32 protein-coding genes are annotated in these 22,239 nt (G+C 64.4%); 6 read left to right on the forward strand and 26 right to left on the reverse strand.

What is annotated here, in order from left to right; all coding sequences use genetic code 11:
• Positions 1–5: 5 nt before the first annotated feature.
• The 3 genes from ASC68_RS16840 to ASC68_RS16850 are packed head-to-tail and all read right to left on the reverse strand — an operon-like array spanning position 6 to position 1,318.
• A complete protein-coding gene (locus tag ASC68_RS16840) occupies positions 6–233 on the reverse strand; it encodes a hypothetical protein (protein WP_055881719.1) in 228 nt (75 codons plus the stop codon).
• Positions 234–250: 17 nt separating this feature from the next.
• Positions 251–583, reverse strand: coding sequence for a hypothetical protein (locus tag ASC68_RS16845; RefSeq protein WP_055881721.1), 333 nt, complete (start codon positions 581–583; stop codon positions 251–253).
• A 9-nt stretch (positions 584–592) separates the two neighbouring features.
• Entirely contained in the window at positions 593–1,318 is a 726-nt protein-coding gene (locus ASC68_RS16850) for a hypothetical protein (protein WP_055881723.1), read from the reverse strand.
• A gap of 78 nt (positions 1,319–1,396) precedes the next feature.
• Here ASC68_RS16850 and ASC68_RS16855 point away from each other — a divergent pair, with 78 nt between their 5' ends.
• Positions 1,397–1,576 carry a hypothetical protein gene (locus ASC68_RS16855; RefSeq protein ID WP_055881726.1) on the forward strand — a complete coding sequence of 60 codons (180 nt, stop codon included), beginning with the start codon at positions 1,397–1,399 and terminating at the stop codon, positions 1,574–1,576.
• Here the strand turns inward: ASC68_RS16855 and ASC68_RS16860 are convergent.
• Complete coding sequence (locus ASC68_RS16860) at positions 1,573–1,992, reverse strand: phage tail terminator-like protein (RefSeq protein ID WP_082528233.1); 420 nt, start codon at positions 1,990–1,992, stop codon at positions 1,573–1,575. The genes ASC68_RS16855 and ASC68_RS16860 overlap by 4 nt on opposite strands.
• Positions 1,993–2,023: 31 nt before the next feature.
• On the opposite strand from ASC68_RS16860, the gene ASC68_RS16865 reads away from it, so the two are divergent.
• Complete coding sequence (locus tag ASC68_RS16865; protein ID WP_055882540.1) at positions 2,024–2,341, forward strand: KTSC domain-containing protein; 318 nt, start codon at positions 2,024–2,026, stop codon at positions 2,339–2,341.
• Here ASC68_RS16865 and ASC68_RS16870 read toward each other — a convergent pair.
• Entirely contained in the window at positions 2,338–2,751 is a 414-nt protein-coding gene (locus ASC68_RS16870; protein WP_055881731.1) for a hypothetical protein, read from the reverse strand. The two genes, ASC68_RS16865 and ASC68_RS16870, sit on opposite strands and share 4 nt — an antisense overlap.
• Positions 2,748–3,797 (reverse strand): head morphogenesis protein, encoded by a 1,050-nt coding sequence (locus ASC68_RS16875; protein WP_055881733.1) that lies wholly within the window; start codon positions 3,795–3,797, stop codon positions 2,748–2,750. The genes ASC68_RS16870 and ASC68_RS16875 overlap by 4 nt, the downstream gene beginning before the upstream one ends.
• A 202-nt stretch (positions 3,798–3,999) precedes the next feature.
• On the opposite strand from ASC68_RS16875, the gene ASC68_RS16880 reads away from it, so the two are divergent.
• The gene (locus tag ASC68_RS16880) at positions 4,000–4,476 is read left to right on the forward strand and encodes a hypothetical protein (RefSeq protein WP_055881735.1); all 477 of its coding nucleotides are present in this window, start codon (positions 4,000–4,002) and stop codon (positions 4,474–4,476) included.
• On the opposite strand, the gene ASC68_RS16885 is transcribed toward ASC68_RS16880, so the two are convergent.
• From ASC68_RS16885 to ASC68_RS16910, 6 genes are all read right to left on the reverse strand, one after another.
• Positions 4,473–4,877, reverse strand: a complete 405-nt coding sequence (locus ASC68_RS16885; protein ID WP_055881737.1) for a hypothetical protein — start codon at positions 4,875–4,877, stop codon at positions 4,473–4,475. The two genes, ASC68_RS16880 and ASC68_RS16885, sit on opposite strands and share 4 nt — an antisense overlap.
• On the reverse strand, positions 4,870–5,202 hold the full coding sequence (locus ASC68_RS16890) for a hypothetical protein (protein ID WP_156387362.1): 333 nt from the start codon (positions 5,200–5,202) through the stop codon (positions 4,870–4,872). Before ASC68_RS16890 ends, ASC68_RS16885 begins: the two co-directional genes overlap by 8 nt.
• A gap of 113 nt (positions 5,203–5,315) precedes the next feature.
• On the reverse strand, positions 5,316–5,579 hold the full coding sequence (locus ASC68_RS16895; RefSeq protein ID WP_055881741.1) for a hypothetical protein: 264 nt from the start codon (positions 5,577–5,579) through the stop codon (positions 5,316–5,318).
• Positions 5,580–5,650: 71 nt separating this feature from the next.
• A complete protein-coding gene (locus ASC68_RS16900) occupies positions 5,651–6,700 on the reverse strand; it encodes a major capsid protein (RefSeq protein ID WP_055881743.1) in 1,050 nt (349 codons plus the stop codon).
• A gap of 12 nt (positions 6,701–6,712) precedes the next feature.
• Entirely contained in the window at positions 6,713–7,174 is a 462-nt protein-coding gene (locus tag ASC68_RS16905) for a hypothetical protein (RefSeq protein WP_055881744.1), read from the reverse strand.
• 4 nt (positions 7,175–7,178) lie between these two features.
• Positions 7,179–8,321, reverse strand: a complete 1,143-nt coding sequence (locus ASC68_RS16910; protein WP_055881746.1) for a hypothetical protein — start codon at positions 8,319–8,321, stop codon at positions 7,179–7,181.
• A 41-nt stretch (positions 8,322–8,362) separates the two neighbouring features.
• On the opposite strand from ASC68_RS16910, the gene ASC68_RS16915 reads away from it, so the two are divergent.
• Positions 8,363–8,572 carry a hypothetical protein gene (locus ASC68_RS16915; protein WP_055881748.1) on the forward strand — a complete coding sequence of 70 codons (210 nt, stop codon included), beginning with the start codon at positions 8,363–8,365 and terminating at the stop codon, positions 8,570–8,572.
• Here ASC68_RS16915 and ASC68_RS16920 read toward each other — a convergent pair.
• From ASC68_RS16920 to ASC68_RS16930, 3 genes are read right to left on the reverse strand one after another with little or no spacing between them, the layout of a single operon-like run.
• Entirely contained in the window at positions 8,538–9,920 is a 1,383-nt protein-coding gene (locus tag ASC68_RS16920) for a phage portal protein (protein ID WP_055881751.1), read from the reverse strand. The genes ASC68_RS16915 and ASC68_RS16920 overlap by 35 nt on opposite strands.
• Complete coding sequence (locus ASC68_RS16925; protein ID WP_156387363.1) at positions 9,917–11,551, reverse strand: hypothetical protein; 1,635 nt, start codon at positions 11,549–11,551, stop codon at positions 9,917–9,919. Before ASC68_RS16925 ends, ASC68_RS16920 begins: the two co-directional genes overlap by 4 nt.
• A complete protein-coding gene (locus tag ASC68_RS16930; protein WP_055881753.1) occupies positions 11,457–11,936 on the reverse strand; it encodes a hypothetical protein in 480 nt (159 codons plus the stop codon). Before ASC68_RS16930 ends, ASC68_RS16925 begins: the two co-directional genes overlap by 95 nt.
• A gap of 340 nt (positions 11,937–12,276) precedes the next feature.
• Between ASC68_RS16930 and ASC68_RS29000 the strand changes: the two genes are divergently transcribed.
• Together ASC68_RS29000 and ASC68_RS16940 are read left to right on the forward strand one after the other, a co-directional pair.
• A complete protein-coding gene (locus ASC68_RS29000; RefSeq protein ID WP_197421266.1) occupies positions 12,277–12,510 on the forward strand; it encodes a hypothetical protein in 234 nt (77 codons plus the stop codon).
• Between the two features lie 16 nt (positions 12,511–12,526).
• Complete coding sequence (locus ASC68_RS16940; protein WP_197421268.1) at positions 12,527–12,982, forward strand: HIRAN domain-containing protein; 456 nt, start codon at positions 12,527–12,529, stop codon at positions 12,980–12,982.
• 85 nt (positions 12,983–13,067) lie between these two features.
• Here the strand turns inward: ASC68_RS16940 and ASC68_RS16945 are convergent, their stop codons facing one another.
• From ASC68_RS16945 to ASC68_RS16995, 11 genes are read right to left on the reverse strand one after another with little or no spacing between them, the layout of a single operon-like run.
• On the reverse strand, positions 13,068–14,138 hold the full coding sequence (locus ASC68_RS16945; protein WP_055881759.1) for a DUF2806 domain-containing protein: 1,071 nt from the start codon (positions 14,136–14,138) through the stop codon (positions 13,068–13,070).
• A gap of 23 nt (positions 14,139–14,161) precedes the next feature.
• Complete coding sequence (locus tag ASC68_RS16950) at positions 14,162–14,659, reverse strand: hypothetical protein (RefSeq protein ID WP_055881761.1); 498 nt, start codon at positions 14,657–14,659, stop codon at positions 14,162–14,164.
• Between the two features lie 23 nt (positions 14,660–14,682).
• A complete protein-coding gene (locus ASC68_RS16955) occupies positions 14,683–15,027 on the reverse strand; it encodes a hypothetical protein (RefSeq protein ID WP_055881763.1) in 345 nt (114 codons plus the stop codon).
• Positions 15,024–17,333, reverse strand: a complete 2,310-nt coding sequence (locus ASC68_RS16960) for an AAA family ATPase (protein ID WP_055881765.1) — start codon at positions 17,331–17,333, stop codon at positions 15,024–15,026. The genes ASC68_RS16955 and ASC68_RS16960 overlap by 4 nt, the downstream gene beginning before the upstream one ends.
• The gene (locus ASC68_RS16965) at positions 17,330–17,680 is read right to left on the reverse strand and encodes a hypothetical protein (protein ID WP_055881768.1); all 351 of its coding nucleotides are present in this window, start codon (positions 17,678–17,680) and stop codon (positions 17,330–17,332) included. The genes ASC68_RS16960 and ASC68_RS16965 overlap by 4 nt, the downstream gene beginning before the upstream one ends.
• Before the next feature lie 9 nt (positions 17,681–17,689).
• Complete coding sequence (locus ASC68_RS16970) at positions 17,690–18,163, reverse strand: GcrA family cell cycle regulator (RefSeq protein ID WP_055881770.1); 474 nt, start codon at positions 18,161–18,163, stop codon at positions 17,690–17,692.
• Positions 18,160–18,348 carry a hypothetical protein gene (locus tag ASC68_RS16975; RefSeq protein WP_055881772.1) on the reverse strand — a complete coding sequence of 63 codons (189 nt, stop codon included), beginning with the start codon at positions 18,346–18,348 and terminating at the stop codon, positions 18,160–18,162. The genes ASC68_RS16970 and ASC68_RS16975 overlap by 4 nt, the downstream gene beginning before the upstream one ends.
• The gene (locus ASC68_RS16980; protein WP_055881775.1) at positions 18,341–18,886 is read right to left on the reverse strand and encodes an MT-A70 family methyltransferase; all 546 of its coding nucleotides are present in this window, start codon (positions 18,884–18,886) and stop codon (positions 18,341–18,343) included. Before ASC68_RS16980 ends, ASC68_RS16975 begins: the two co-directional genes overlap by 8 nt.
• A gap of 23 nt (positions 18,887–18,909) precedes the next feature.
• The gene (locus ASC68_RS16985) at positions 18,910–20,841 is read right to left on the reverse strand and encodes a DNA cytosine methyltransferase (RefSeq protein WP_055881777.1); all 1,932 of its coding nucleotides are present in this window, start codon (positions 20,839–20,841) and stop codon (positions 18,910–18,912) included.
• Positions 20,838–21,716 carry a hypothetical protein gene (locus ASC68_RS16990; protein WP_055881779.1) on the reverse strand — a complete coding sequence of 293 codons (879 nt, stop codon included), beginning with the start codon at positions 21,714–21,716 and terminating at the stop codon, positions 20,838–20,840. Before ASC68_RS16990 ends, ASC68_RS16985 begins: the two co-directional genes overlap by 4 nt.
• Entirely contained in the window at positions 21,713–22,231 is a 519-nt protein-coding gene (locus ASC68_RS16995; RefSeq protein ID WP_055881782.1) for a hypothetical protein, read from the reverse strand. Before ASC68_RS16995 ends, ASC68_RS16990 begins: the two co-directional genes overlap by 4 nt.
• Positions 22,232–22,239: the final 8 nt, after the last annotated feature.

Consider the following 22,239-nt stretch of genomic DNA (forward strand, 5'->3'; position numbering starts at 1 on the left):
TCCCGCTACCCGAAGACCGCGTCATAGAGCGCGGGGGTCATCTCTCGTTCGGATCGAACATGCTGATCGGATTGGGTGGCGCCGTCGCTGCTGCCGAAGACGGCGCCGAGCATGGCCACCCTGCCCCGGTGGGCCACGACAATGGCATTGACGTCGGCAGCTAAGGCCTCGGCCTCAGTCCACCCGAGCCAGCCGAGAGCGACCTCGGCGAGCTCGTCGTAGTAGTCGGTCAACTCAATGAGCGGACCGCCTACTGAGGGTTTTTGTCACCGGCCGCCGGCCGCCCGCCGTTCGCGAGGTTGGTGAGGTACGTGGTCACCGGTGGCACCAGGTCGGTCAGACCGGTCTCGTAGACCTGCTCTGCAACGAGTTGGATATCCTCGTTCCGGGTCTTGCCGAGCCCCAGAGCAACGACGCCGGCGATCACATCGAAGTCGAACTTCCCAACCGCCTGGATGGCGGCGACGATGCCGCCTGCCTGTCGGGAGATGGTCTGCGCTGCCCGGAGGTTGGGACGCAGGACGACCTCTTCCCCCGACAGGGTGATGGTGACGTTTCCGGCGCCGAGAGTGGGGTTTGACATGGTTGCTCCTTACCCGAGCGCCGGAAGGCGAACGGTGTTGGTGTTGACCTCGACGGTGCACTGAAGCTGACGGACGTTGTTCGGCCCGCCGAAGGCCTCGGTCGCCGCAGTGACCAGGCCGATGAACAGCCGTTCGGAGGGCGACGGCACAGTGGTTGCCGTATGGGTGCCCGAGCCGGCGCCGGAGGTGTTGATCGCCGTGCCGCCTGGCGTCGCCGACAGGGTGAACGTGTCGTCGTCCGCCGTCTTCACGTAATAGGTAGTGCCCGCCGTCAGTCCGGTAGGGAGTGAGCCCATCGTAGCGAACTTCACGGCCGTGTTGACGGGGAGCCCGTGGTCGACCTTGGTCACCACGGCCGGAGACGCATTGGAGATCGTCACCGCGAAGGTGCGGACTACCGGCTCATCATTGAGCACGCAGCGGATCGGGTAGTTGTAGTCCGTCTGCTCGGCAGCGATCATGGCCATCTGGCCCGGGTCGCTGGGAACGACGCCGAAGTTGTCCTGGCGGGAGGGAGCGTTGCGCGTGCCCTTCTGCTTGATGTCGCGACTGCGATCGATCACCGGGGTGGTGATCAGCGCCGCGGCGTCGCCGAGGTTACCCGCCTCGAGCCAGCTTTTGACCTGCGTCCACGCGATGCCCGTGAATGTGGCCTCGGTGATGTCGTCGTCGGGAAGCTCGATGGCTGGCCCGATATAGTACTTGCAGCCCGCGACCGGGTAGAGCGTGCCCATGTGGGCCTCCATGAGTTTGGGAACGCCAACCCGTTGAGCAGGTTGAACGTTCGTTGCAGTTGAACAAAGGCCCGCGCCATGTCCCAGAAAACCCCGCCTGATGGCGACGACACACGCCTGGTCGCGATCATCCACCAGGAGACGATGAAGAAAATCGAGGAGTTGGCCGAACAGCTCGGCATCGAACCGCTGGACGTGGTTGTTGAGCTGATCCGGCTGGAAGCTTCAAAGAGACCTGAAGGCGTTACGCTCCACTAGGCCCAGCACTCCCAACTGATCATCACCGGGATCTGGATAGCGGCGTCCTCGACGATCAAGTCAGCCACGTCCGGGCGTTTCGTGATGCGCACCGTCACCGGTGCGTTGTGGATCTTGAAGTCGGGGGGGAAATGCGCGGCCACCAGGCCGGCCGTCTCTCGCGCCCGTCCCTCGCCCTGCCCCTTCGTGTCGTAGATCGAGACTTGCAGCAGCCCGAGCAACTGGTGCGGACCATCGCTCGAGATCAACAGCCGGTTGGCCACATTCGGCACGAACTGCACCCGCAGATAGCGCTGGTTGCCGGGCGGCGTGAACGGCACGTTCGGCCAGGCGATCGTATGGACCGGGACCAGAGCGAGCGTTGCGAGGTGCCCGAACAGCGCCTCCATGATGGCTACTTCCGCCGTGGTGGCCATTCTGATAACTCCGCCCGCCGAGGGCTCTCAGATGTTCAGACGACTTGTCGCCGCCGCTATTGTCATGCTCGCGTCACCCGCAATCGCGAGGAGCGTCGACGCCAAGTTCATCGGGAGTGTCGATCTCCAGCAATTCCGTTGCACTGAGACCGTTTCGAGCTTCGTTCATCGCATCTGCTACGATGCCGCGGAGAGCCGTGTCATCGTGCTGCTGAGAGAGACCTTCTACCAATACTGCAACGTCGACCCGGGCACCGTCGCCGCCTGGCTCGGTGCGGACTCCAAGGGGCGGTTCTACAACCAGAACATCAAGAGCAACGCGGTCGACGGCCGCTTCGACTGCCGCTAAAGCCCCAGCCTGCCCTTCACCTCTGCCGACTTAGCCGCCACGATCGAGGCCCAGCGCTGCGCCACCATGTCGACCCATGGGCGCCCGGGGCGGCCGTTCGCCCCGTAGTGGACATGCGCGCCATACTTGGCCGTGTAACCGAGATAGATCGTGTCCCCGAGGTCGGCGCCTACGATCACCAGTTCGATGGTGCCGGCGTCCGGCGAGTGCGCTCCGCCAGGGTTATCGAGGCTCAGGACCGGCATCGCCGAGGTGGAAGCCCGCAACGATGCCCGGAGGAAGCCGGTATCCACCGGCACCAACGAATTCAGTTGCGAGACAAGCTCTTGAACGGATACCTTGAAGACGGCTTCGAGGGCGCCTTGAACATCATGAGCCCATTCGCCGACCACGGCTGAGAAGCTGGTCATGCGGCCAGGCGCCGGAGCAGTTGCCCGGCGTAGTCGACCTTGTACTCGACGCTGCACCGGCAGCCGCTGGTCTCCGAGATCGGCGCCTGAGGATCACCGGGGAAGCGCAACTGCACGCCAGAGGGCGACTGGAAGGCCTCATAGAAACCGACCGAGTTGCCGTTGAGGACTCGATGGGTATGCCGCACCCGGCTATCGCCGGCCGAGCGCCAGTGCTTGGTCACCAGGTCCGCCGAAACCTTGCCGGCCCGGATTGCCTGCCGCATCGCATCGTCCCTGCTCTGCCCTAAAGCGAACATCGTCTCGGTCCTCGCCAGCAGCTCGCCCCTGAGGGCCAGGAGACGGTCGGCGTACCTGCCGACCATCCGGACCACCGTTTGCCCGCCCACGGGCTTCTCTGATGAAATGGCGCGCCTTACGGCCCCGTCGAACCGCTTGTCGCGACGCTCTCGGGTCAGGTAGTTGCGGAGCTGCGCCGGATCGCCCGAGAGCAGCTCGGCACGAGCGGCGGCAACGAACCGTTCCTGCGGCGAGGTGAGGCCGATGATCCCGCCTTCCCGCTTGCCGCTGACTCGGTTGATCCGTCCCACCACACCGAGGGCGGTCACGCGCGGGTTGTTGCCCTGCGCCAATCCCTCGGCCAGCGCCTGGCGGATACCGTCCCGTTGATCCTCGACGATATGCGTCACTAGAGCCGCGGAGTGGGTTCTGAGCCACGCCTCGGCCTCTGGATTGCGCACCCCGAAGCGAAAGGCGATGCGGTGCCCCTGTGGGTCGCGCAGCAGCAGGCTTTCGGCCATCGCCATGCCGCCGCCGTTGTAGGCCTCGGCAATGGCGACCTCGACCCTGGCGAAGGCCTCGGGCTCGATCTGCAGGGCATCTACAGCGCCGAGGATGTCATTCCGCTCGAGCCGCTCGACCAGCACCCGCAGAGTGATCGACGACTTGATCTCTGCAATGACAGCGAAGAACGCCTCTCGGAATTTCGGCTCGAACTCGGCGATCAGCAGCACCAGGCGCTCGTGCTGGGAAAGGCGCTTGAGCATGTTGATTCCAGTCTACATTTGGCGCAACTTTGGTGATCGGACAGTAAGAAACGGGGGGTGCGCCGATGGATGACAAAAAGCTGAAAGAGCTCTTGGAAATTAGAGAGCAGACTACGGGACACAATCGCGACCGATTGGGACGCATCATCGTCGGAGGGGACGATAGCGCTAAGCGCCCAGCCGATGAGAAACCCAAAGAACCGTGACACTCGAAGAGGTTTCATGGATTGCCACCGCTGTATCGCTACCGCTGGCGGTCGCGGCGGTACTCTATTCGGCATACCAGACTAGCCTGGCCAGGCGCGCTACCGCCGCGTCAATGATGCTGTCGGCGACGAGCGCGTTTTCTGAAGCGTGGCGCGCGTTCGGTGAGGCTCAAACTGCCAAAGACCAGGAAAGCTCGTTCGCCGACATTCTTAACTTGCTCGAAGCCTGTTGCGCTTCACACCGCGACGGCCTTTCGGCGGGGCACTCCGGTGCCGTCTTAACCAACTATCTCGTTGCCGTGCTTGTCGATATTGATAGTGAGCCGAGAGCAATCGAATTGTTCAAGCGGTTGCTCGAGACTAAGACGACCTTCGATGAAATCCGACGCTTCCTGGCGAAAATGCGCGGAAAACGCGCAAATCGACTAGCACGCCTTACAGAGGCCGCTGGTCCACCGGCTTCCCTCAACTAGACGACCAAGGCGACCTCGTAAAGCACAACTGTCCCGGCCGGGCTGACCGGACGCACCTCGGCTATCTCGTTCCAGACCGTGGACTCGATGACGTCCGCCTCGGCCACGCCCACAGCGATCTGCTGACCCTTGGCAGGCACGGCGCCGATGGCGCTCACTAGCAGCGTGCGCTGTGTCTGCAACACGGTCGTGCCGGCAGCATCCCGGATCTCACGAACGCCCTCGACCACGAAGACGGTGGCATAGGTCGGTGACCCTGCCGGCGGATCCCATGGGTTGGCCGGACCGCCCGAAGGCGGCATCTGCAGCGTGGCCGGATACCCGCCTGTCTGGCTGACGTCGGCGACCGACTTCAGCGCGGCGTCAACCTCGGCCGCGATGGCGTTCCAGTCCTCAGGCATTTGAGCCGAGCGCCTGGAACATGAAGCCGGCAGCGTCGCGGTCGAAGATGTACGGCGCGAACAGCGCCTCGATGAGCGTGCTTACCGGCATGGCGGAGTAGGTGCCGGCGGCCTCCCCGGTGACCGTCCACTTGATGCCCTTCACCTCGGTCAGAACCTTCTGCTCGGCAGCCGTGTAAGTCTTCGAGAAGAAGCCGGGGTTAGCGAGCTCGAGCGAGGCCGCGATGTATGCCCCCTCCTCTACCAGCGGGAGGTCGGAGCCCGCGGGAACGAAATCTACGCCGTAGCCCGGCAGCAGGTTGGCGACATACCGCAACCGGATCATGTCAGAGCCACGAACGAGCGCGGCCGTGGCCGTCCCGTCGTTTGCCGCAGTGGGAGCGTTATCGCCCCGCGCCGCGGCGTATGCGCGCCAGCCTGCCAGCGAGCCGTACATCGTCAGGCGGCCAGCTTCGCGTCGATCAGCTCCTTGAGCTTTTCGGTCGTGATGTTCCGGGGGAACTCGATCCCGAGCTCGTTGGCCTGCTTCTTCAGCTCGTCGCGCTCGGCGGTGATGGGCTCCTTGTCGTCGGTCGAGCCGCTGATCACCTCGTAGCGGCCGGCCCAGCCCGTCGGCTCGCCCTTCACATCGAGTTCGGTACCGACACGGATTTCCTCGCCCTTGGCATTGTAGATGCCGGGCTTCGTGATCTTGATGCGCATCAGGCGCTCCTATGGTTGGGGGACGGTCTCACCGAACGGGCCGGCCGAAGCCGGTCCGTCTCAGAGATCCATCAGTCCAGGTCGGTGGTGTAGAAGACGCCGGCCTTGCCGTTGATGTCGGCGCGGATCTCCATGCCCAGCGCGCCCATGACGAGGAACTGGTAGTTGTCCGTCGGGTTGAGGCGGGTCATCGCCGTCGTGTTGACCGCCATGCCGATGAGCGGGCGGATGTAGTCGCTGTTCGGCACGAAGCCGAAGAACGCGTTGCCCGTCAGCTCATAGGTCACCGCGATCTTGTTGATGCGACGGTTGGTCAGCAGGTACTGCAGCAGAGTGCCGCCCTTGAAGCCCGAGGAGCCCGAGTAGGAGCGGTCGAGGTTCCGTCCGATCTCCGGCGAGACATAGATGTTGACCTTGCCGGTGATCAGGTTCGCGTCGAGCATCGCACCCAGGGTCTGGGTGAAGAAGGCGTCGATCGCGTCCGAGGTCGTGCCGGAAGCGGTCAGATCGATGTTGGCGCCGCCGCCGGCCGAGCCGAGGTTGATGACCTTGGACAGCGACGAGGTGCGGATGCCGGACGCGGCATAGCCCTGGAACACGATGCCGGCGTCGCCGTCGAGCGCGTACTGGGCCATGTTGCGCCGGATCTTGGCGGTGTGGGCTTCCTGATCGTCGGCGAGAGCATCGAAGTTCTCGGACTGCAGGGTGTTCCACTCGCGCCATTCACGGCCATAGGCGGTCGCGAAGATCGGCACCGGCACGCCACGATAGTCATAGGTGACCTTGTCGAGGCCAACCGGCACCTGACCGCTCATCGAGCGGACAACGGTACCGGCATCGCCGGAGACGCGGGTCATGTGCACCAGCTTGCCGATATGCACCGGCTTAGCCAGCGGCATCAGGTCGGCCATGTAGACCTGGCCCTCGTCGTTGCGCATCACCCGGCGGGTAATGCCGTCGAGGTCCATCCAGGCATCGCGGGGCAGGATGGCAGCGGCGTTTGCCACCGAGGCCATCTGCTCCTCGACCTGGTGCCACCACTCGCGGGACACCGAGAGCTCGTTCCACCAGGCCTGATGCGGCCGGGAGTTCGCGACGAGCTGTTCGTCGAAATAGCGCATGTCGCTTTCTCCTTACGACGCGGCCGACAGGTAGCTCTGCGAGCCCGCTGCGCGGACACGGACGAGCTGCTCGGAGCCGGAGTTGTTGTTGTAGACTTCGTCGGCATAGGCGACGACGAGGTCCGAGGTGGAGGCAATGGCCAGCGTGCCATTGGCGCCGGGGGTCAGCGGGGTGCCAATGGCCGAGACGTTGACGCCGTTCGCCACGCGCGCGGCGTAGAGCTCGTCGTCCTGCATCTCGATGCCGATCGCAGTGGAGTCGGCCGCCCAGTCATCATCCACGCTCTTCAGAGCGAGGTAGTTGTCCTGGACGATCCAGACCTTGCCGACGGTGGTGGCGCCGGCAAGCACCCACTTGCCCGAGCTGATGACGGCCAGGCGGCCGGGCTTCAGCGCAGCGTTCGCGATGAGCTCGCGGACGTCGGGCTTCACCTTGGTCACGGGACCAAGGAAGATCTTGTTGAAGCGGGCCATGGGCTTAAGCCTCCGCCTTCGGGAGCTTGAAGGCCGCCGGCTGCGTCGGGCCCTTGAAGGCACCATTCAGCGTGGCAGCCTTGCCGGGCTCCGCCTGCTTCGCGAGGGCCCGGGCGGCGTTGAGCGTCAGCTCGCCGGCCGAGGCCTCGTCGAGGAGGTTGGCCTTGACGATCTTCTCGCGAAGACCCTTCAGCTCCTCGTCGTCCTTGGCCTTCTGGTTGGCGATGACCGAGTTCTGGGCATCGACCAGGGGCTTCATGGCATTGGCGACTGCGGTACCGACGGTATCGCCAATCCTGCCGAGGCCTTCCGAGAGGGTGTCGACCTTCTTGGAAAGCGCATCGAACTGCTCCTTGGAGATGGTCTCCATGGGTGCTTCCTTTCGATTGGTGGTTGGTTCCCGCTCGGTGAAATCCAGTCCGAGCGCTTTCAGGATGCTGTCCTTCAATTCCTGCCACTTGGACGCATCCGCCTTCCGCCTGACAGCTTCGATGAGGCGGGTGCCCGCCCAGTCGATCTCCTGGTCCATCCCCTCCAGCGAGGAGTTGATGACCTCGATTTCTTCGGTCTCGCCCTGGGCGTTGACCAGCATGCCGACGCCCTGCTCCGGCGTGGCCGCGCCTTCCTCGTTCAGGAGGATGGCGTCATGATCGAACACCATTGCGCGGGCGACGCGCTGATGGCTGGTCGAGTTGGTGACGTCCTCAAGGTGGGCCAACAGGCCGGTCGAAGTGTGGATGGGGCCGCCGGCGTCGATCGCCGCCAGCACGGCCTTGCCGCCCTCGGAGCGGTTCGCCACTTCGACGTCGATCACCTTATCGAGCAGGACGCGGCCGCCCTCCTGGCGGACGTTCTCGTTCCACGCACCGATGTGCCCGATGTTGATGCCCTCGGGATCCCGCGCGGACACGAACTTGCCGTTGATCATCGGGTGACCGAGCGGCGCCGGCGTGCGCTCGAGCTGCTTGAACGACTTGGCGATCTCATCAGCGGGATACAGGACCTTGCCCTGGCTCCCGTTCATGATGATGTCATCGGGCATGGTCGCCGACGGCACGATCACGACGTCGCGGCCGTTGCGCTTCTCTTTGCGCACGGCGGCCACGTTCGCGACCGCGCGCACATTGACGCGGACGGTCTTGGACATCAGGGTTGCCTTTCAGAGGATCGCGCCCGAGGAGGACGTCAGTGCCATTTTCGTTCGTCTACCAGCCGCTCAACCGCATCGCCGGGGTTCACCCCAAGACCGCTGAGTTCGAGACCGCCACCAAGTGCTTGAAAGCGATCGACGACTTCGAGCACAGTGATGAGCGGGTCTCGGATATCCGCGACGCCTCAGGTCGCCTCATCGGGAAGCGCGAACTCACGCTTCTGGCTGAGGCGGAGAAGAAGTCGTAGCAAGGGCGGCCTCTTCGTCGTCCTCGGACCGATCCTCGAGCGCCGCTTCGGCGGGCGACAGCGGTTCGAGATCGACAACGGCGCGGATTTCTTCGTGCGTGAACACGATCTCGCCGCTGTCCTTCATCTTCTGGTTCGTGTCGGCCATCTTCACCGCCCGATCGACCTTCTCAGCCATCGAGCTCTCGGTGAGGTCGGTCCAGTCGACGAACCAGTCTTTCGCCGGAAGGATGCCCACGCGCTCAAGGCGCTGGACGAACGTGGTGATGTTCGGCACCACAACATTGTTGCGGCGCGAATTGTTGGTCTGCGCCCACTCCGCGGCGTCCTCGGTGCTGGCGCGCTCCCCTGTCTGAGACCCGACGAGGATCTTGAGCGGGATGGGGATCGAGGCGGCGAATGACTGCAGCGCGATGGCGAAGAAGTGCTCCGGGCTGGGCAGCGTGACGCCGAGGGTCTTCGCCTGCATGCCCTGCACCATCAGCAGCTTGTCGAAGCCCTTCTGCCAGTCGTCGACCTGCTCATTCATCTTGTCGGCGAGTTCGTTCGGCTGGATGCCCATGGCCTTGGCCATCTCGGCGATCTTGGCTTCTTTGTCGACCTCGAACACGGGGGCAGACTTGGCGTTCTTCCAGAACCCCTCTCCACCGGCGCCGCTGATCTTCTCCAGCGTCATCAGGTCGTTGTAACCGGGCTCCAGCATCGAGCGGCCGTGCACCGTGCCATCCTTGGACCAGACGATCACTCGATCGGGGTGGATGTTGAACTGCCGGTGGTTGGTCTTCCCCGTGGCCACGTTGGCCTCGTTGAAGGCGAACATCCTCGGCTGCCCGTAATTCTCCGACAACTCGTCCATGTCCCATTCGGACACGGTCAGCTGCCCCTCCCATGCGGGAATGAGCTCGACGATACCGAGCAGCCCGCCAGGCACCCGCTGAACGGGCTCCTGAAAGCGCCGACTGTCTGCAAAGCGCAGGATCACGCCCGCGTAGGCGCCGACCAGCGAGCGGCGATCGGCCTCGGCGAGATGCTGCCAGACTCTGAGATCATCGAAGCGCTGCCGGATCTCACCCTCAAGCTTCGTCTCTTTCGTTTCCGCGCCCTCGGACCCGTCGCGCTCCTTTTCGAGGAGGAAGGGCATGTCCTGCCAGGTCTTCAGGATGGTCTTTTCCACCCCGGCATGCGCGATCCCGTTGCGCAGGTACATGTCATAGAGTTGCTGGAATGACAGCGTGGTCGGATAGCCGAAGTCCGCATAGTGGTTGTGCTTCGCCAGGGCGAAGAAGCCCGGAAACATCACGTCGAGCCGCCGCATCGCGGCGTTGGCCATCACGGTCAGCGCGTTCATCGGTGCCTCGAGGTCAGGAACATGGCCACCGCAGGGGCGGCCGGCGGGTCGACGAAGGTCAGCATCAGGGCATCGGCATAGTCCGGCGAAGAGATCCCGCGCCTAGCGAGCGCCTCTTTGCGCTCGATGACGATCTTGCCCTTCTCGTTTCGACCCCACTTCACCAGCGACAGCTGCAGGCAGAGCTCGTCGCTCTCCTTGTCGCCGCTGGGCAGCGCCAGCAGGTCAGTGACCGAGTGCTCCTTGCCGCCTTCCTTGCCCTCGAGGAACCGCACGTGCTCGTGCGACCTCTGCAGTGCGGTGCGGCAGAGCCACCAGATCTCGGCCTTCAGGTTGCCAAACATCTCCTCGGATGTGCGGCCGTCGGGCCAGATGCGGTCCTCAGGCGGCGGCAGGCCGGTGTTCACCGGCACCACCACCAAGCCCTCGGCCGGATTGTGCATCAACGTCGACGAGACGCCTGCGCCCACACCAGGGGCGTCGAAGTTCAGTCGGTCCGCTGATGCCTCGGCGGCAATGCCCAGCCCCCAGTATGCGGTCTCGGTAGTGTCTGGATCGCGGCGCGACTGCGGCTTCTCGACAACCGCGCCACGGCGAGGCACCGCCACCGACTTTGCCTTGCCGGCACCGACGTCCAGCCCTACCACACCGTCGTTCGACGGCTTCAGGCGAGGCTCCAGAGCCCGCAGGCGCTTGGCGCTCTCCACCCACAGGGCGGGGATGCAAATGCCCTCCACCGAGGCCGTGTAGTCAATATCGTACTCACTGGCCCACGTGGTCGGGTCCGAGAAGCTGGCTTCCTTCGCCTGCGCCCATGCCTCGGTTTTCCGCGGATCATCCCGCCAGTGAAGGCGGAAGATCTGGCGCGGCTTCAGGATCGAGTGGCGCTTGCGGGCGAACAGGTTGCCCATGCCATTGACCGACGAGACCCAGATCACGCAGTCGGTGTTGCCCGACAGCGCCTTCTCGACCGTCTCGGCGTTGGGCACGAAGGCCGCCTCGTCGACGAAGTAGACCGACGATCGGCCACCGCGGCCCATGTCCTCGCCACCCTCACCCGAGATGACCGATCCGGTCTCCGGACTGACGATGCGCATGTAGTTGTCGTGCTGGGTCCAATTGAACCCCTTCGGCAGCAGCTCCGGCGGCTGGCGCCGCAGCATGATGCGGAGCTTCGCGAAGATGCTGTCCGGGTTGTCCTTCTTGTCCACATAGTCGACCTTGCGGGAGCCGAATGTGGCCTTGAAGCCGTCGATGAACTGCCAGTGATGCAGAGCGAACCCCGCGCAGAGGTAGGTCACCCCGACGTCGCGGCTCTTCTCGCCGAGGCCTTCCTCGCCGGCCTGATATCGCTCCTCGAGCCAGCGGATGAAGTCCCGCTGCTTCGGCCAGAGCTTGAAGCGGACGAACGGCCCGCCGGGCTTGCCTACCAGGCGCGGGTCATAGGTCCAGACGTAGTTGTCGAACCAGTGGAGCAGCCCCTCGACGCCATCGGCGCAGCGCTGGCGCTCTGCTTCCCATCCGCCCTTCTCGGACTCAACCCGCCTCTTCTGGCGCTGCGCTTCCAGCGCCTCCGACCAGCCCGAGCTTTTCGAGAACTGGGTAGGCTGCTTCAAGAGCGGCAAGTTCATCGTCGGTCAGCCCGTCCAGATCCTTGGCGGATAGGGTCACCACCTGCACGGTGCCGGAGTGGCGGTGCTTCTCGACGATCAGCCCGAAGAGCTTCGCCTTGCCCATGGTGGCCTGCACCATGGCGCTCGACTGCTTCTCGCCCTTGGCCACATCGCGGGCCTCATCGAGTTCAGCGGCGAGGGTGTCGAGGGTCACCTCGACCTTCTTGGCGCCCCTCGCCTGCAGCTCGGCCACGCGATCTTGAATGCTTTGCTTTGCTTTAAGCGTGGCAGCGTTGCCCCGGTTGGGCTTGAACCCTGCCAGTGCATATGCCTCGTCAGCCGTCTTGCTCTTCGCCAGGTGCTGGGCGAAGCTCTCGTGGCGGGGATTGGGAAGGACTGACATGGACTACAGGGGCTCGGAGTGGATCGCGGGCGCCATACTGGTTGGCTTGGTCTTGGTAGCGCTCAGCATCCAAGTGAAGCGCACCGAGTTCGATACCTGTGTCGACAGCGTAAACACGATGACCCGCGATCAGGGCACACCGGAGAAGCGCCTAGAGTTCGCCATCGGGCGGTGCGCCCCGAGTGGACGGATCGGCTGACCACCGCATATCGCGACCGTCGGTGACGATCCATGTCTGGGGAACGGGCCTGCGGCAGCCTCTGTGTAAGCCTCTGCCGCACTCTTGCCCTTTGCCTGCGCCTGGGCGAAGGCTTCGTGCCTAGGGTTTGGGAGCACGGCCATGTTCAATTTCTATCAGTCTCGGCCTCGCCTTGCGTGGTCGGCCACCGGCGCGATCGCGGGCGCATTGATCGGTGCGTTCTTCATCCGCAACTTCGGTGTTGCAAGTGGCGGCCAAGGCTTCGGCGTGTGGGGTTGGGCATTCGGATTGGCGTTTGGCGCCTATGTCGGCTTTCGCGTCGGTGAGTGGCGCCATAGACGTTCACGAGAACCGGCGGGCCCCAAAGCTTCATGACTTGGCGAGGACGGGCATGGCAACCGAACAGGTGGGCGTTGATCGACATCGCCCCACAGGCGACTGGGTGCAGATATTTCCAGTTGCCTGCCTAGTGGCCGGCCTAAACTTCTGCGGCAGCGGCCCCGCCAACTTCCTGCTCGCAGTGCGCAAAGCAGAGCGCAACGGGTGGCACTACACTGTCAGACTTGAACGAGAGCCAACCAATAAGGCCGACGCAAACGCTATCAAAGTGATTGGCGTATCCGAAGTGGCGGGTTGGTTCCGTCGAAGGGCCCAGGAGTGGCACATCGGCTATGTCAATCGCGACGACGCCGCGATCATCTGCAACGAGGTGCTGGCGAAGGGCGGCCCGCTCTCTGCCGAACTCTACAAAATCTACATCGAACCGTCAGGATGGACGGACATCCGCTTCATCCCACTATCCAGCAGCCCCTATTCTCACTCAAGCCGAAGCAAAAGGCGGGGCTGAGACGCAGGCCTCTGCGTGGATGGACGCACTACCGGCACAGCGACCCACGGTATCGATTTGCCCCCTCAAAATCGGGGGAAATGGCTCACGGTGTCAAAGTGGCGGCAGAGTCAGGAGCCGCAGCGGTCCCGTCCAACTGACTCGTCATCACAAACTCGGAACCAGACAACTGATAAACGCGAACCCAACTGGGCTCAATCTGCTTGGCGGCCGCTCGGGCAAATTCATGCAAGGCGGTCTGTTCTGTGACCGGGAGAATTGAGGCCAACGCCCTTCCGGTGCTGGTCAGCACGTATGTTGGTATCGAGGGAGCTGGCTCCGCTGGATCCCCCAGGCTCATCAAGGGCTTTATTGAGTCTAGGTCGAACTCGGGCTCAATCTTTGTGGAGACGTCTATAGCGATGGCGTTATCGCCGAAGCGGAACACCCACATCTCCGTCCCCGTTCCATCAGCTTGCTTGCGGCAGAGCCGCCGCTGACCGCCGGTGGGGTCTACAATTAGGTCGGCCCCCGTCAAGCTGACGCTCACTCCGAAGCTCAATCTGCCACTGAGTGCTCGGGGAACAACATCGTCTATGCGATGCCGACATAGTTCCTCGAATGCCTTAGCAGTGTCGCTATCCAGCTCGTCGACGACTCTGAGCACCTTGCGGCTGAAGGTACCCGGAGCGCGAACCTCGGAAGCCAAGACGCGGCCCCAGCGTTTCCGCAGCTCATCCGTTATCGCATCCTCAGCATAGTGCTCGAAACGAGATAAGAACTCCTCGCTGAGCGGCTCCTCATTCGCGGCTTGTGCTTCAGTAGGCGCGTCGTTGCGCAAGTCTTCCAGCGCTTCCTGTAGTACGGCGTCCTTACTTTCCTGCTTTCTCGCGGCGGCCCCGACCATGCCGGCGATTACGCGAACTGCTGTCTGAGGATCTTCCTTCACCGCCCTAGCCGCGGCAGTTGCAGCGGCCTCGATTACCTTAATCTCCGCCTCCGAAATTGCTCGCTTCTTTCGGTTGCCTGGCTCGAAGAGCAAATTGACGAAATCGGCGACGTTCCCCCCTAGCCGATCAATGGCAACCGCGAACCGGCTGTTTGTGCCGGCCTTAATACCGTTCTCCTCGAGCTTCCCTGAGACGGTCAGCTCCTTCTCAAGCACATCTTTTGCCATTGCCCCCTCCACTTGCGACCTTATTACCAGACGTCAACACGTCCAGTATTGAGGGATTGCGCAATTATCCCCGCTGCTCTGTCCCGGTGCCGCTTGAAAGTAGCTAGCGCCCACCCCTTCCGGATGCAGAGGTCCGTCGTCGCGTCGCCACGCAGCTCCGCGAACACCCATGCCTCGAGCTTCTCGCGGAGGTCCGAGTCCGGGATCCCAACGAACCAAGCGGGATGCTCCCGCCCGTCCTCGCCCTTCCACCCGCACAAGACTATTTCCATGCGGGTGACGTTCATGCGGGTGCGATACTCCGGCCGCGAGCTGCTGCGGTCCCGCAGCGTCCCGGCGATCGACTGCTCCATGAAGTCCGCCTGATCCATCCGATAGGCCGGCCACGCCGCCCGAACGGCGGCAGGCCCCACCCTGCCCCCGGTCCGCCGAAGCATGCGGAAGGCGTCGACCAAGGCATCCTTGACCAGCTTGGGCGTCCAAAGCTCCTGGTCGCCCTTCGCATAGTCGGGGATCTCCATCAAGATTGCTCGAGCCGATGCTTTCACGGGTCCACCACTGCGTCATAGAGGTCGTTGGGAATGCCGGCGTTCACGACGATGTCGCGCATCCACTGCTCGAGCGACATCCCGCGGGCCTCTGCCACGCGGCCGAGCATCTTGCGCTCATAGGCCGTCAGCCTCACCGGGACGTAAACGATGTTGCGGTCCTTGCCGATCAGATCGAGCTCGGCGCGCTGCAGCTGGGTGCGGATGGTCTCCGCCGACGTGCCGTCGGCGAGGTACCGCGCGATATCGGTGGACTGGTTGCCGCGGCCGGCGAGCCAGCCAACCTTGATGGCCTTGAGGTTCGGCCAGCGCGGTTCGAACTGTGGGGCGCCCTTCTTCAAAACGGCACTCCCTCGACGAGCGCCTGACGAACATCCGCCGGCAATGGTGGTGGTGGAGCCTCGATCTTCTTCTCGCGCTTCGGCCGGTCTTCCTTCCCAGTGTGCCAGACGATCTTCAGGTCGTTGTCCCGGCCGATGTACTCACCGGCCAGCAGTACCTTGCCGGCGTGCGTCATCACCCGCTCCAACTCCTTGTTGCGCTTCTCCGGTTCGTTCTCGGGCGCCTGGAACACCCAGACCTTTCGAACCCGGTCGACCCAGTGCTGGTACTTCACCACCACCTTCAGCGCGGACCCTGCCCTGATGCCCGCCGGCGTCGGTTCGCCATGGTCCTCAAGTGCATCCTTCAGCGCCTTGAGGATCAGGAACTGGTTCAGGCTGAGCTTGCCCTGACGGGCCGCCTCCTCCTCGTCCCCATCCGGCCGATCGACAACGCAGGTGGTGACGATCTTCCCGTCGGGTTCTGGATCGAGGACAACCTGGCGGAGCACGAAGCGCATGGGCCGGCCCTTCTCGCCGTCCTTGTTCTTGTCGAGGGTCACGGTGCGGATGATTCGCTGGTTGCGGTCCTTCATCTCGAGCTCGGTGACGTTGATGACGTTCGAGACGTCACCGGTGAGCGAGGTGTGGCCGCGCATCTTCCCCTCGGCGGACTTGTGGATCGGTACGACCACGGCGCAATCCAGCGTCACCGAGATCCGTTCGAGGCGGGAGAGAACCTTGGTCATGTCCTGGCCGGCGTTCTCGTTGGCACCGGTGATCGCCTTGTTGAAGGTGTCGATCACCACCATCCGAACCGGGACGCCGTAGTATTCCGACCACGCCCTGCCCTCGGCGATGATGTCGTCGGTATCCTTGTCGTCGTTGAAGAGGTTGATCCGGCGGGTGAGCATCTGGAACGGGATCTCCTCGGACGGTGAGATGCCCCGATCGAGCATCCAGCCATCGAGGCGCTTGGTGACGCCCTGCTTGCCCTCGCCGGCCTGGTAGAGCACCAGCCCGGGCTTCACCTTCATCCCCCAGAAGTCGAGATTGAGCGCCGTGCACATCGACATCTCGAGGATGAGGAAGGTCTTCCCCGATCCCGACGCGCCCGGCATCATCGCAACGCCCTGCCGATCGAGGAATCCGTCAATCAGGAAGTCGTGCTTCAGCGACGGGTGGTGAAGCTGGTGCAGCCCGACCGCGCCCATCGCTGAGGTGGGTGGTCGTGGTCGCCAGTCAGGGAGGCGGGCGATAATCTGCTCGAGCTGCTCTGAGGTGCCGCCGAACTTCTCCACCCAATCGGTGATGTCGCCCTTGTGGTCGAAGCCCTCCACCACCTTCGCGAAGTCGAGAACGCGCACTCGGCGCGCGATGCCCTTCAATGACCGAGCCACCTTGTCGGCCCGATCGCCGGCCTCGTCATTATCGAGGCAGATCACCACGTCCGCATCGCGAAAGCAGGCAGCATGTGCCGCCGTCCAGTGCTTCGAGCCGCTGCTGTTGGTGGTGCCGCACCACCCGAGTTCTTCCGAGGTGTCGGCGTCCTTCTCCCCCTCGACGAGGAGGATCGTCTTGCCCTCGGCGATCGCGATCTCGACCGACGGCAGGCGGTAGACCGTGTGCTCAATGCCCTCGGCGAAGGTCCGGATCTCGGCACTCGGCCACTCGGCGCGCTTCTTTTCGTCGTAGGCCGACCAGTCCTTGCCCGGACCCGGGCGCATGAAGTCGCCGGCCGACAGTCCCCAGATCCACGAGCCATCACCGATGTTTGCTGGACGGCGCTGCAGGAACGTCTTCCAAGTCCCTGTGCGATCTTTCGTTTTGGCGAATGATCCGTCTGGCATTTCGATCTGGAACCGGCAAACCTGGTAGATCAGGTTCCCATCCCGATCGGTGTAGTCGTAGGTCTTCACCAGCTTACGCTGGCCCTCCGCTGCAGCTGGCTGCGGACGGGCTTTCTCCTGCCGCGGCTGCTCCGGTGTCCGGGCGGGCTTCGCCGCCTCCCGTCGCCCTGGCAGTTCAATGCCGGCCATCTCTGCTACGGCTTCGACCGCCTCGGGGAAGTTGCGCCCGTCGAGCGCCATCAGGAACTCGAAGTGATCTCCCGATGCTCCGCACCCGAAGCAGTGGTAGCGACCCTCCTGGGCCTCGGCATGGAAGCTGGGGGTGCTCTCCCCGTGGAAGGGACAGCACGCCCACATGTCACCGCGCCCATCGTTCGACTTCGCCCGGTCCCATACGACGTACTGGCCGACCAGATCGGTGATCGGCAACGCGGCGCGGATATCGTCGAGCAGGGATTCTGGGAGCCGGTCGTTCATGCGGCACTCAGCGCCTTCCCACGAGCGACCAGTTCTGGATCGGATGAATCTCCATGAACCGCCTCGGAGCGCCTTGCTGCCGCGTCGGCCTTCTTCCGCTCGAACTCCGCCATCACGGCCTTGTAGCCCTCGCGCACCATCGGCCCGAGACGGGTCCAGTCGCCCTGCAGCCCGACGAGGAGATTGCCGACCTGGTCGAACTCGTCGGCGTCGATGCGGACCCGAGCGGCGTATGAGCGAACTTCGGGCGCCGCGGAAGTGTCGAAGCTCTCGGCAGCCTTCCTCAGGGACTCGGCGTGCAGCCTGACCCTGATCTCGAGGCGGTAGATGTCGTCCTGAGAAAGCACGGGAACCGCCTAGATCGTGGTGTATGCGCGTCGGTGGTGGTTCTGGCAGTAGGGACTGCCCGCCTGCGATGGAGCACCGCAGAACCCGAACTCGGGCGTCAGCTGATCCCCGTGCGGCCACTTGCAAGTATGCTCGGTGAGCTGTTGCAGGCCGATCAGGTGGGTGACGTCGACTCCGTCCTCGAGGGGCAGCGGAAGGGTTGGCAGTTTCCGCATCGTGAGGTTGTGCAAGATGGCGGCGGCCTGCGGCTGGCCGGCGTTGCCGTGCCGCTTCGGTGGTCGTAGCTTCGGTGCTGCAGATGGGTTCTTCCGCTTCGCCAGCTTCAGGCGATGGACCTTCGCGACAACCGCGTTGCGAGTGACGCCCTGCCCGATTTCCTTCGCGATTTCAGAGCCTGAGGCTCCATCGTTCCAACGGCGCTTCAGCAGCTCGACAGCGTCATCGGGCCAGCCGAACTCGTTGCCGGTACCGCGCACGCTCATCTGCCGAACTCCTTCGCTTTCTGGACCAGGTCAGTCATGCAGGCGCTCGCCGGGCGACCGCGGAGAAACTCCGCGACGACCCGCACTGTGGTTTCGGCGATCGCCTCGTTCGTCTTGTGCTTCTGCGCCGCGCGCTGGCGCAGGCGGTCGTGATCGGCGCGGGACTGGATCTGGAGGTCAGCCATGGGCGACCTCGTCGAACTTGCTGGCTTCGTTGCCCCAAGCGTCCCAGCCCTGACGGGACTGGCGGGAGAAGAGATCTGCTCGCCGAGCATGCGGCATCATCCGTTCGGCCTCGAAGTAAGCGGCATCGGGCTTGCGGGAATGCTCGCGCACCGGTCCCTCGACAACCGAACGGATGTTCTTCGCCGTCTCCGGGTTGCCGTTGGTGGCGAGGATGAAGGGCTCCGACGCGCTGCGCAGGCGATACCCGGTACCGAAAGCGAGCTTGCCGGTGGAGGTTCGCTTGACCCAGACGCCCGAGGTGACGAAGCGGAAGCCCCACTGCCGGACCACCTCGATCTGCTGATCGATCATCGGATGCGTGCCCCAGAGCCAGAGCGTGCAGTCGATGCCGGCCAGATGGCCGACGGGGAGCGCGGCGATGTCGGCGATCGACATCGTGTCGTAGTGGTTCTCGGGGCTCTTGTGGGTCTTGCCGGCGCCCGACCATGTCTCGAACCGCCACGGCGGATCGGCCATGATGAAGTCGTATGCGAACATCGGGAGGTGGGCGAAGGGCCATGTCACTCCGCCGCCTCCCGCACGACAGCGAGGTCGTTGCAGTTGGCCGAGACGAGGGCGGCCGCGATCGGCGGGCAGACCGAGTTGCCGCACATGCGGACCTGGGCAGTCTTGGTCAGGGTGCGGCGCGCGCCGTCGGCGAAGACGCCGGTTTCGATCTCATAGTCGGCAGGGAAGCCTTGAGCCTTGAACAGTTCGCGAGGCGTCAGCATCCGCATGCCGATGTCGACGATCTGGTAGGGCTCGCCCTCGACGGTGACGATACCGAACCGGTCGCGGGTGGTGACGGTCGAAAGCGGCTCCTCGAGGCGCGGGTCCTGGTCGACTCCGTAGTACTTCATCAGGAATGCGCGGACCTCGCCGAGGTGGTTGCCCTGCGAAGTGACGGCCGGGCTTGGCTCCCCAACATCGGACATGCGGCGGGCGCTACCCTTGAGGTTCAGGAGCCCGGCCGAGACAACGGCCTGGGTGCTGCCCTTCTGAACGATGGTGCTGACCGGCTCATGCGCCGAGTGCCCGACGACATCGGTGTTGTGCTGGGCGAGGAACGCTGCGACCACGGCATGCTTCGCCGCACCGGCAACGACCGTGCCGAGCGGTTTCTCGATGTCGAGCGCTCGGGGCTCTTGCCCTTCCCGCTCGCCGTAGCCGGTCTGGACCATCGAGGCCGCCACGAGCGCATCTTTCGAGCGGCCGACAATGGTGTCGGTCGGGGCGTCGGCGGCGCTACCCACTGAGCGAGAGAACTGTCTCTGCAGGTGCGCGGCAAGCACCTGGTTCTGGTCCTTGGGCGAGGCAGTGACGGTCGGGTGCGGCGTATCGACATCGTGCACCGAACCACCCTGCTGTGCCTGGGACAGAACAGCCGCTACCACGCCGAGAGGCGCGGCCCCGCCGGCTCTCTTGATGAAGCTGTTCGCCGTGACCGTCGGCATGGGTTCGCTGATGTCGGAGCCGACAGCACCGTTCCGGAACTTGGTGACGTGGGGCACGACCAAGCAGGCGTCGGCCTTGGCGGTCAACGTCTGCGCCGGACGGTCAACACCGCGCGCCGGGCTCTGCCCCATCCGCCCGCCACAGCCGACGATGAACGGCTTTGCCGCATCGATCACGTACCGCTTCACGCCCTTGGCGATGCGCGCCAGCGTGGCCTCAGCCAGCGGGCGGACAGCGCGCAGGCCGTAGCGTTCGAAAATCTGCTCGGACGTGTCGAAGATCGACGGGCACGGAATTGACCAGTCGATGACGTCGTTCGCGGCGGTCCGATAAGGCAGCAGCGCCGGGTTGCCGCCCGGGGCAGCATGCGTCGGCGCCGGCCAGACGATCTTCCGACCATCCCGACGAGCAATGACGAACAGGCGCTTGCGGGTCGTCGGCGCGCCGAAGTCGCAGGCCCGAAGCTCGCGCCACTCAACCGCATAGCCTAGCTTCTTCAGCGCCGCGACCCATTCCTTGAACGTCTCGCCGCGCCGATCCGGGCACGGCATCAGCTCGCCCTTGTCGTTCGCCACCAGCGGGCCCCAGCCCTGAAACTCCTCAACGTTTTCGAGGATGATCACGCGGGGCGAAACGCGCTCTGCCCACAGCACCACCGTCCAAGCCAGGTCGCGGATGTTGCGCTTCACCGGTGCGCCGCCCTTGGCCTTCGAGAAGTGCTTGCAGTCCGGCGAGGCCCACAGCAGCCCGACCTTGCGCTTGCCGACCACGTCCATCGGGTCGACCTTGTAGATGTTCTCGGACAGGTGGACCGTCTTCGGATGGTTGGCGGCGTGCAGCGCCAGCGCTTCGGCATCGTGGTTGATCGCGAAGTCGGGCGAGCGACCGAGCGCCATCTCGATGCCCGTCGACGCGCCGCCGCCGCCGGCAAAGCTGTCAACGATGATCTCGTCGCCGAACTCAGCGTCCTCGAACAAGAATGGGAGGTGCGCGTTCATTTCGCCTTCCCCAACCGGGCGGCGACATCACCGTAGTGCTGCCGCATCTCCTGCTCGCTGCTGAACTCTGGCTTCGGCTCGGCCGGCGCTCGCACTTCCTTCCGGACCGTCGCTAGCAGCGTGCTGACCGTGCCTTCCTTCTCGCCGAGCTGCAGCGCGATCATCCGCGCGGTCCAGGTAGGGTGCTGCTCGTGCATCAGCCTGACGCGATCGAGCTTCGTGATCGACGAGGAGGCTGAGACCGCCGCGGCACCGGCCGAGAACTTGATGCCGAGGGAAGAGGCATGGCCGCTGACCGAGCCCTTGCTCAGGCCGAGGTGCTCGGCGATTTGGGCTCCCGACCAGTCCGGATGATCCTCGTGGGTGATCCGAACCTGTTGCCGCTTGCTCAGGGCTGGAGGTTCCTCCGGAGCAGCCGGGTGCGAGTCCGACTGCTCCGAAGGGCCCGCCGTCTCTCCGGCTGGCACGCCTGTCGCGTCGGCGTCCACGTCCAGTTCTCTCCGCTCCGGGATCTCGCTCCCGGCGGCTGAGGCGCTGCAGGCACTGGCAACCCCGCCCACCTCTTCGGACGCCCCTTCGGGCGAAACTGGTGCGGAGGATGCGTGACCATCCTCCGCCGTCACGCGGTCGGCAGCTGCGGGCGTAACCACCGCATACTCGGCTGCCTGCCCGTCCGTTGCGTTCAGACGGGGTTCCTGCTCGGGCTCGTCTGCAAGCTCGCGAGCCAAAGTGATGAACTGCTGCAGCTCCTGTATGCCGAGCCGGCAATCCAGGGCGCGGTCCCTGATGTCCATCGCCTGCGCATCCAGCGCGACAACCTGAGACGTCAGGGAGAAAATGCGGGCCTCGGCCCGCGCGATCAGATCGACGGTCATAGCGCCCACCCGTTCGCGATAATCTTCTGCATCCGCCAAGCCGAGGTGCCGGTGATCTTGAAGCGGAAGGCGTTCGAGCCCTCAACCTTCTCGCTCTCGATGCCGATCGAGAACGGCTTCAGATCATCCCTGAGCATCCGAACCAGGCTGCCGGCGTTGTCGCCGATGCTCTCGACGCCCAGCCGCACGGCCAGGTCGAGGATCTCCGACGTGGACACCCCATCAGAGCGGAGAAGCAGCGCGACAACCTCCCGCTTCCAGCGGACCGGCATCAGTCCGTCGGGGAAGTCCACCACCTCGGCCCGGTGCTCGTCACCGGTGACGGCCGGGACCCTGCCGACTGAGCCCTGACGGGCCCGATCGAGAAGAGAGACCAAGGAGCGGCTGCGCACCAGCCGCGCCAGTTTCTGGATTGGAGCGCCCTGCTCTGCCAGGAAGAGCAGCCCGTGCAGGCTGTCGGGGTCGCGGGCTCCGGTGGTGGCATAGCGGTCGGTGATGACGGTCACGAGGTTCATGGCTGGCC

This window comes from Devosia sp. Root105 (genome assembly GCF_001424865.1).
GTDB lineage: Bacteria > Pseudomonadota > Alphaproteobacteria > Rhizobiales > Devosiaceae > Devosia_A.

What these genes read in the sequence shown, in the direction of transcription:
- ASC68_RS16990 (WP_055881779.1), bottom strand. Translation starts at nt 21,716, where the DNA reads ATGACCGTCGATCTGATCGCGCGGGCCGAGGCCCGCATTTTCTCCCTG.
- ASC68_RS16925 (WP_156387363.1), bottom strand. Translation starts at nt 11,551, where the DNA reads ATGAACTTGCCGCTCTTGAAGCAGCCTACCCAGTTCTCGAAAAGCTCG.
- ASC68_RS16975 (WP_055881772.1), bottom strand. Translation starts at nt 18,348, where the DNA reads ATGGCTGACCTCCAGATCCAGTCCCGCGCCGATCACGACCGCCTGCGC.
- ASC68_RS16910 (WP_055881746.1), bottom strand. Translation starts at nt 8,321, where the DNA reads ATGTCCAAGACCGTCCGCGTCAATGTGCGCGCGGTCGCGAACGTGGCC.
- ASC68_RS16940 (WP_197421268.1), top strand. Translation starts at nt 12,527, where the DNA reads ATGGCAACCGAACAGGTGGGCGTTGATCGACATCGCCCCACAGGCGAC.
- ASC68_RS16860 (WP_082528233.1), bottom strand. Translation starts at nt 1,992, where the DNA reads ATGGCCACCACGGCGGAAGTAGCCATCATGGAGGCGCTGTTCGGGCAC.
- ASC68_RS16850 (WP_055881723.1), bottom strand. Translation starts at nt 1,318, where the DNA reads ATGGGCACGCTCTACCCGGTCGCGGGCTGCAAGTACTATATCGGGCCA.
- ASC68_RS16895 (WP_055881741.1), bottom strand. Translation starts at nt 5,579, where the DNA reads ATGCGCATCAAGATCACGAAGCCCGGCATCTACAATGCCAAGGGCGAG.
- ASC68_RS16920 (WP_055881751.1), bottom strand. Translation starts at nt 9,920, where the DNA reads ATGAACGCGCTGACCGTGATGGCCAACGCCGCGATGCGGCGGCTCGAC.
- ASC68_RS16995 (WP_055881782.1), bottom strand. Translation starts at nt 22,231, where the DNA reads ATGAACCTCGTGACCGTCATCACCGACCGCTATGCCACCACCGGAGCC.
- ASC68_RS16855 (WP_055881726.1), top strand. Translation starts at nt 1,397, where the DNA reads ATGTCCCAGAAAACCCCGCCTGATGGCGACGACACACGCCTGGTCGCG.
- ASC68_RS16945 (WP_055881759.1), bottom strand. Translation starts at nt 14,138, where the DNA reads ATGGCAAAAGATGTGCTTGAGAAGGAGCTGACCGTCTCAGGGAAGCTC.
- ASC68_RS16980 (WP_055881775.1), bottom strand. Translation starts at nt 18,886, where the DNA reads ATGTTCGCATACGACTTCATCATGGCCGATCCGCCGTGGCGGTTCGAG.
- ASC68_RS16870 (WP_055881731.1), bottom strand. Translation starts at nt 2,751, where the DNA reads ATGACCAGCTTCTCAGCCGTGGTCGGCGAATGGGCTCATGATGTTCAA.
- ASC68_RS16970 (WP_055881770.1), bottom strand. Translation starts at nt 18,163, where the DNA reads ATGAGCGTGCGCGGTACCGGCAACGAGTTCGGCTGGCCCGATGACGCT.
- ASC68_RS29000 (WP_197421266.1), top strand. Translation starts at nt 12,277, where the DNA reads ATGTTCAATTTCTATCAGTCTCGGCCTCGCCTTGCGTGGTCGGCCACC.
- ASC68_RS16950 (WP_055881761.1), bottom strand. Translation starts at nt 14,659, where the DNA reads ATGGAGATCCCCGACTATGCGAAGGGCGACCAGGAGCTTTGGACGCCC.
- ASC68_RS16885 (WP_055881737.1), bottom strand. Translation starts at nt 4,877, where the DNA reads ATGCCTGAGGACTGGAACGCCATCGCGGCCGAGGTTGACGCCGCGCTG.
- ASC68_RS16865 (WP_055882540.1), top strand. Translation starts at nt 2,024, where the DNA reads ATGTTCAGACGACTTGTCGCCGCCGCTATTGTCATGCTCGCGTCACCC.
- ASC68_RS16985 (WP_055881777.1), bottom strand. Translation starts at nt 20,841, where the DNA reads ATGAACGCGCACCTCCCATTCTTGTTCGAGGACGCTGAGTTCGGCGAC.
- ASC68_RS16900 (WP_055881743.1), bottom strand. Translation starts at nt 6,700, where the DNA reads ATGCGCTATTTCGACGAACAGCTCGTCGCGAACTCCCGGCCGCATCAG.
- ASC68_RS16875 (WP_055881733.1), bottom strand. Translation starts at nt 3,797, where the DNA reads ATGCTCAAGCGCCTTTCCCAGCACGAGCGCCTGGTGCTGCTGATCGCC.
- ASC68_RS16960 (WP_055881765.1), bottom strand. Translation starts at nt 17,333, where the DNA reads ATGAACGACCGGCTCCCAGAATCCCTGCTCGACGATATCCGCGCCGCG.
- ASC68_RS16930 (WP_055881753.1), bottom strand. Translation starts at nt 11,936, where the DNA reads ATGTCAGTCCTTCCCAATCCCCGCCACGAGAGCTTCGCCCAGCACCTG.
- ASC68_RS16890 (WP_156387362.1), bottom strand. Translation starts at nt 5,202, where the DNA reads ATGATCCGGTTGCGGTATGTCGCCAACCTGCTGCCGGGCTACGGCGTA.
- ASC68_RS16905 (WP_055881744.1), bottom strand. Translation starts at nt 7,174, where the DNA reads ATGGCCCGCTTCAACAAGATCTTCCTTGGTCCCGTGACCAAGGTGAAG.
- ASC68_RS16845 (WP_055881721.1), bottom strand. Translation starts at nt 583, where the DNA reads ATGTCAAACCCCACTCTCGGCGCCGGAAACGTCACCATCACCCTGTCG.